A 6,239-nucleotide genomic window follows, 5' to 3' on the forward strand; every position below is an offset into this window, starting at 1 on the left:
GCTGCCACGGTGGCCGCCATGTCGATGCCCGCCCTCACCTCCGTCCCCGTCCGCTCCGGCCTGGCGCTCACCCGTCGCTGGGTCGCCCTGCTCTCGCCGCCCGTCTTCGGCGCGCGCAGCCTCTGGCTGACCTGGTTCGGCACCGACGACCGGCAGCTGCCCGTCGTCGTCCCGGTCGACGACCTGCCCGAGCGGCCCGAGCCGCCGCTGCTCACCGGGCTGCTCGACCTGCACACCGGCGTCACCGCCGACTCCCCCGGCGGGCCCTGCCTGCTGGCGATGGCCCTGTGCCGCCCGGGCGACCCCGCTCCCACGGCCGATGACGAGCGGTGGGCCGCCGCGCTGCGGGAGGTGCTCGACGGCGCGGTGCCCTGGAGCCTGCACCTGGCCGCCGGTGGCCGGGTCCGGCCGCTGGTGGAGGCCGCGCACCTGCCCCCGCTGAGCGGGTGGGCGGCCGGTGCCCCGTAGCGGCGCAGGGACCTCCGCCCCTGGCCCGGCGACCCCGGCGCGGAGAGCGTGAGCCGCCTCACACCTGCGACGGAGGTGCGCCGTGTACCTGACCCAGGGCCTGCACCGGGCGGTGCAGCAGCGACGCGACGAGCCCGCGACGATCTGCGGCGCGCGCACCCGCACCCACGCCGAGTCGGTGGACCGGATCGCCCGGCTCGCCGGGGGTTTGCAGGACCTCGGGGTCGGGGACGGCGCCCGGGTGGCGGTCCTGGCCCTGAACTCCGACCGCTACCACGAGGTCCTGGGTGCCGTCCTGTGGGCCGGCGGCGTCCTCGTCCCGGTCAACATCCGCTGGAGCCCGGGCGAGATCGCCGAGTCGCTGGCCGAGGTCGACGCCCGCGTGCTGGTCGTCGACGACGCCTTCGCCGGGCACGTGGCCGGCATCCGCGACGGGCACCCGCACCTGGCGCACGTCGTGCACGCCGGTGACGGCCCGACCCCCGACGGGGCGTCGGCCTACGAGGAGCTCGTCGAGGCCCACCAGCCGGTCGAGGACGCCCGACGCGGCGGCGACGACCTGGCCGGGGTGTTCTACACCGGCGGCACGACCGGGCGGTCCAAGGGCGTCATGCTCAGCCACCGCAACCTGCTGACCTCCGCCCTGGGCTCGCTCGCCAGCGGTCACCTCTTCGCCCCTGACGGGGTCTACCTGCACGCGGCGCCGATGTTCCACCTCGCCGACTTCGCGGGCTGGATCGGGCAGGTGGTGCTCGGCAACACCAGCGTCATGGTCCCGGTCTTCGAGCCGGTCGCCGTGCTGTCCGCGATCGCCGAGCATGCCGTCACCGACGTCCTCCTGGTCCCCACGATGATCCAGCTCGTGGTGGACCACCCGCGCATCGACGACTTCGACGTCACCAGCGTGCGGCGGGTGCTCTACGGCGCCTCGCCGATCTCGGAGGGCGTGCTGAGCCGGGCGCAGAAGGCGTTCCCGAACGCCGGCTTCACCCAGGCCTACGGCATGACCGAGGTCGCACCGGTGGCCACCCTCCTCTCGTCCACCGACCACGAGCACCACCGGCGCCGGCGCTCCGGCGGCAAGGCCGCACCGCACTCCGAGATACGCATCGTCGGTCCGGACGACCGGGAACTCCCCCTGGGGGAGGTCGGCGAGATCGTCGTCTCCGGCGGGCACGTCATGCTCGGCTACTGGGACCGGCCCGAGGAGACCGCGGAGGCGCTGCGCGGCGGCTGGATGCACACCGGGGACGCCGGGTGGATGGACGAGGACGGCTACGTCTACGTCACCGACCGGATCAAGGACATGATCATCTCGGGCGGGGAGAACGTGTACTCCGCCGAGGTCGAGAACATCGTCTCCCAGCACCCCGCCGTCGCCACGTGCGCGGTGATCGGGGTGCCGGACGAGACCTGGGGCGAGCGGGTGCACGCCGTGGTGGTCCCCACCACCGGGGCGACAGTCACCCTCGACGAGCTGCGCGCCTTCTGCGAGGAGCGGATCGCCGGGTACAAAGCCCCCCGGTCGATGGAGGTCGTCGACGGATTGCCCGTGTCGGCGGCCGGCAAGGTGCTCAAGCGCGAGCTGCGCCGGCCGTACTGGGAGGGCGCCGAGCGGGCCGTGCACTGAGCCGACCCGCCGGCGGCACCACGCCGCGGCGCGCGAGCCGGAGGGGCACCACAGGGACCCCGGGGGCCTACGTCTTTGAGTGCAACTGCACTCAAGGACGTAGCCGGCCGGACCCCACACACCACCGGCGGGGCACGACCTTTACTGGCAGAGCTCCCCAAACGGTTACGGCCCGTTCCGTTCCGCCATGCCGTCCACGGCTGCCCGGTCGACGGTCCTCCCCGGGCGAGGGTGGTGCCGACCGCACCCCCCCACCTCGACGGGAGCCCGACCATGCGCCGCACCACCGCCGCCGCTGGTGTCTTCTTCACCGCCGTCCTGTCCCTCGGCCTCACGGGCACCGCCAGCGCAGCCACCGACCGGGACTGCCCCGACTTCGCCACCCAGGCCGACGCCCAGGCCGCCTACGACGCCGTCCCCGGCGACCCGGAGCGCCTCGACCGTGACGACGACGGCGAGGCCTGCGAGGACCACGCCTACGCGCCCGCCGCCGACTCCACCACGGGGACGCAGGTCGCCGACCGCCCCGCCGGCGCCGTCGCGGCCGGTGACGGCAGCGCCACGGAGGACGCCGGCGCGCTGCCCTACGTCGTCGGCGGCGTCGCGCTGACCGCCGCCGGGGGTGCCGCGTTCGCCGCTCGCCGCAGCTCCCGCACCACCGCCTGACAGCCCGCCCGTGCGTCTCCGCGCACCCGACACCGGGCCCGGCACTTCCCCGGCCGGGCCCGGTGGTGCGGTGCGCATCACCGGCGTCTACCCGCCGCCCCTCCCGCCACGTGAGGGAGGGGCCGCCGACCCGGTCGCCGCGCTGCTCGCCCGGCCACCGCGGGTCGCCCGGTACGAACGCCGGTCCCGGCCCCGGCCGCGCGCGGCCCGGGCGTGGGCGGCCCGGGCGTGGGCGGCGGCCTCGGTGACGCTGGCCGCCACCGGGGTCGCCGCTCTCGTCCTCCTGCCCTCCCAGGCGCCGGTGTCGGCCCGGGTCGACGCCCCGGTCGCGACGTCGCCGGCCCCGGCGCCGGCGCCGGCGGCCGTCCCGGCCCCGGTGACCCGCAGCCCCAGCGAGCTGCCCGCCAGCACCCCGGTCGGCATCCGCATACCCGCTCTCGGCACGAGCTCGGAGGTGATGCGACTCGGCCTCGAGCGGGACGGGTCCCTGGAGGTCCCGCCCGGCGCCTTCCCGGTGGGCTGGTACGAGGGCAGCCCCACCCCGGGAGCACGCGGACCCGCCGTCCTGGCCGGCCACGTGGACTGGGACGGCGAGCGCGGGGCCTTCCACGGTCTCCGGGAGCTGCGGGGCGGTGACGCCGTCCTCGTCGACCGTGCCGACGGGACCACCGCGACGTTCGTCGTCGAGCGGGTCGAGGAGCACCCGAAGGACCGGTTCCCCGGCGACGCGGTCTACGGCGACCTGGACCACGCCGGCCTGCGGCTCATCACCTGCGGTGGCTCCTTCGACCAGGAGACCGGCGACTACCGGGACAACGTCATCGTCTTCGCCCGCCTTGCCGGGTGAGGTCCGGTCGGCTCAGACCGGCGCGCGGACCAACCCGGCGCCCACCGCGAACGCCGCCGCGGCCGCGCGGTTGCCGACGCCGAGCTTGGTCAGCAGGTGCTCGACGTGGGTGGCCACCGTCCGCTCGGTGACGCCGAGCGCCCGGGCCGCCATCCGGTTGGTCGCCCCGAGCGCGAGCTCGCAGAGCACCTCCAGCTCGCGCACCGACAGCCCGCCGGGCGGCGGGGCCGGCGCGTGCTCGACGACCACCCAGCGCCCGGCCGGCCGGGCCTCCACGGCCAGCAGCGCCGACCCGCGCAGCACCAGCAGGTGCCGGCCCAGCCGGGACGGCCAGCCCGCCGGGTGCAGCAGCCCGGCCAGCGCGCCGGTGAGCAGCGCCGGGCGGGCGGACGGCGACAGCGCGAGCACCCGCCCGTCCTCCGGCGCCCACGCCAGCACCCCGGCCGGGCCGCCGGAGGACGGCAAGGCCAGCCCGCCGAGCGGGTCGACCAGGCTCACCAGGTCCGCGCGCAGCAGCCGCAGCCAGCCGACCGCCTCGTCGTCCACCCCGCCGCCGAGGGTGCTGGCGTGCAGGCAGCCGACGTACCGGCCGCCGGTGGTGAGGCACAGGCTCACGCCGTCGGTGAACCGCAGGGGCGTGATGACCCGCTCGAACATCGGCCCCCGCCGGTGCGCCGGGGGGATGTCGCGGACCCGGAGCGGGCGGCCGGAGTCGCGGACCGCCGGGAACAGCGGGTCCTCGTGGAACGCCGCCTCCATGGCCGCCAGCGCCTCGCCGACGTAGCCGGTGCTGGCCACGGTCTCGTGCCGGCCGCGCAGCGGGTCCCAGCGCGCCACCGCGGCCGCGCAGGTCGACAGCGCGCCCAGGGCGTCCAGGACGGCGGCGGCCCGGTCGGCCTCCGGGAGGTCGTCACCGGCGGCCACCGCCTCCGCGGCGTCGCGCACCACGAGCGCGGCGGCGAGCCGGCTGTCGGTGCGGACCCCGCCCATCCGGGCAGCCTGGCACGCCCCCGGCCCCGCCGGAACCCTCCCGCCGTCCGCACTTCGACCGATGCGCGGCCCGCGCCGGCGGGGCCAGCATCCCCGCAGCGCGCGGGCACCGGCGCCCGCACCCGAGAGCGAGGGAGCCACCGCCCGTGGACGTCTCCGACTACACCCGGCACGACGCCACCGCCCTGGCCGAGCTGGTCCGCAGCGGCCAGGTCTCGGCCGCGGAGGTGCACGCCGCCGCCCTGCAGGCCGTCGCGCAGGTCGACCCGCAGCTGAACGCGCTGGTCGGCGAGCCGTTCGACAAGCCCCTGGACGCCGACCTCACCGGCCCGTTCGGCGGCGTCCCGTTCGCCATCAAGGACCTCGTGCTGCACGCCGAGGGGATCCCGCAGCGGGCCGGCTCCCGGCTGCTCGGCCCCGGCGTCCCCTACCCGTACGACACCGCGCTGATGGCCCGCTTCCGCGCCGCCGGGCTGGCCGCGATCGGCGTCACCGCCACCCCGGAGTTCGGCTTCAACGCCAGCACCGAGTCGGTCGCCACCGGCCCGACCCGCAACCCGTGGGACACCGGCCGCTCCCCCGGCGGGTCCAGCGGCGGCTCCGCGGCGCTCGTCGCCGCACGGGCGCTGCCGGTCGCGCACGCCAACGACGGCGGCGGCTCGATCCGCATCCCGGCCGCCGCCTGCGGGCTCGTCGGCCTCAAGCCCAGCCGCGGCCGCGTCACCGTCGCCCCCGACTACAGCGACCCGCTGCTCGGCCTGGGTGTGGAGTTCGCGCTCACCCGCAGCGTCCGGGACGCCGCCGGGCTGCTCGACGCCGTCCACGGCTCCGAGCCCGGCGACCGCTACCTGCTGCCCGCGCCGGCGACCGGCTTCGCCGACGCGGCACGGCCGCCGCGGGACCGGCTGCGGGTCGCGGTGTCCACCGTCGCGCCCAACGGCGCCCCGGTGGACGAGGCCTGCACGGCGGCGGTGGCCGCGGCCGCCCGGGCGCTGGAGGCCGCCGGGCACACCGTCGAGGAGGCCGCGCCCGAGTTCGACGTCGAGGCCTTCGACGCCGCCAACCTCGTCGCCTGGACCAGCTTCCTGGCCGACGGGGCCTACGGGGCCGCCGCCGCGCTCGGCGTCGAGCTCGGCCCCGACGTGCTCGAGCACACCACCCTCGCCTGCGCCGAGCACGGCCGGACGCTGACCGCGCTCGACCTCTACGCCGCCGACCGGGTGTTCAACCAGACCACCCGCACCCTCGCCCGCTTCCTGACCGGGTACGACGTGTGGCTCACGCCGACCACCGCCGCGCCCAACACCGAGCTCGGCCACCTGCACGCCGACGACGCCTCGCTGGACGCCCGCGGCTGGTACGACAAGATCTTCACCTTCGCGCCGTTCACCGCGTGGTCCAACGTCACCGGCACCCCGGCGGTCTCGGTGCCCGGCCCGGCCTCGCCCGAGGGCTGGCCGGTCGGGGTCCAGGTGGTCGGCCGCTACGCCGGCGAGGAGACCCTGCTCGGCGTCGCCGCCCTGCTCGAGGAGGCGCTGCCCTGGGCCGACCGCCGCCCGGCGGTCGCCGCCGGCTGAGCCCCGCCCTGCGGTCGTCGCCGGCTGAGCGCCGGGCCCGGGCGGGCCGCGACCCGCCCGG

6 protein-coding genes are annotated in these 6,239 nt (G+C 77.2%); 5 read left to right on the forward strand and 1 reads right to left on the reverse strand.

Annotated elements, in window-relative coordinates; genetic code table 11:
- Window positions 1–18: 18 nt before the first annotated feature.
- The 4 genes from ACI8AC_RS06740 (at window position 19) to ACI8AC_RS06755 (ending at window position 3,611) form a co-directional block, all read left to right on the forward strand.
- Window positions 19–468, forward strand: a complete 450-nt coding sequence (locus tag ACI8AC_RS06740) for a hypothetical protein (RefSeq protein WP_456896428.1) — start codon at window positions 19–21, stop codon at window positions 466–468.
- Window positions 469–550: 82 nt separating this feature from the next.
- Entirely contained in the window at window positions 551–2,098 is a 1,548-nt protein-coding gene (locus ACI8AC_RS06745; RefSeq protein ID WP_456896430.1) for an acyl-CoA synthetase, read from the forward strand.
- A gap of 273 nt (window positions 2,099–2,371) precedes the next feature.
- On the forward strand, window positions 2,372–2,764 hold the full coding sequence (locus ACI8AC_RS06750) for a hypothetical protein (protein WP_456896431.1): 393 nt from the start codon (window positions 2,372–2,374) through the stop codon (window positions 2,762–2,764).
- A 70-nt stretch (window positions 2,765–2,834) separates the two neighbouring features.
- Window positions 2,835–3,611: a class F sortase gene (locus tag ACI8AC_RS06755; RefSeq protein ID WP_456896433.1), complete on the forward strand. Its 777-nt coding sequence runs from the start codon at window positions 2,835–2,837 to the stop codon at window positions 3,609–3,611.
- Window positions 3,612–3,623: 12 nt separating this feature from the next.
- Here the strand turns inward: ACI8AC_RS06755 and ACI8AC_RS06760 are convergent, their stop codons facing one another.
- Entirely contained in the window at window positions 3,624–4,601 is a 978-nt protein-coding gene (locus tag ACI8AC_RS06760; RefSeq protein ID WP_456896435.1) for a helix-turn-helix transcriptional regulator, read from the reverse strand.
- A gap of 146 nt (window positions 4,602–4,747) precedes the next feature.
- Between ACI8AC_RS06760 and ACI8AC_RS06765 the strand changes: the two genes are divergently transcribed.
- The gene (locus tag ACI8AC_RS06765; protein ID WP_456896437.1) at window positions 4,748–6,178 is read left to right on the forward strand and encodes an amidase; all 1,431 of its coding nucleotides are present in this window, start codon (window positions 4,748–4,750) and stop codon (window positions 6,176–6,178) included.
- Window positions 6,179–6,239 lie beyond the last annotated feature (61 nt).

This window comes from Geodermatophilus sp. SYSU D00758 (assembly GCF_054049955.1).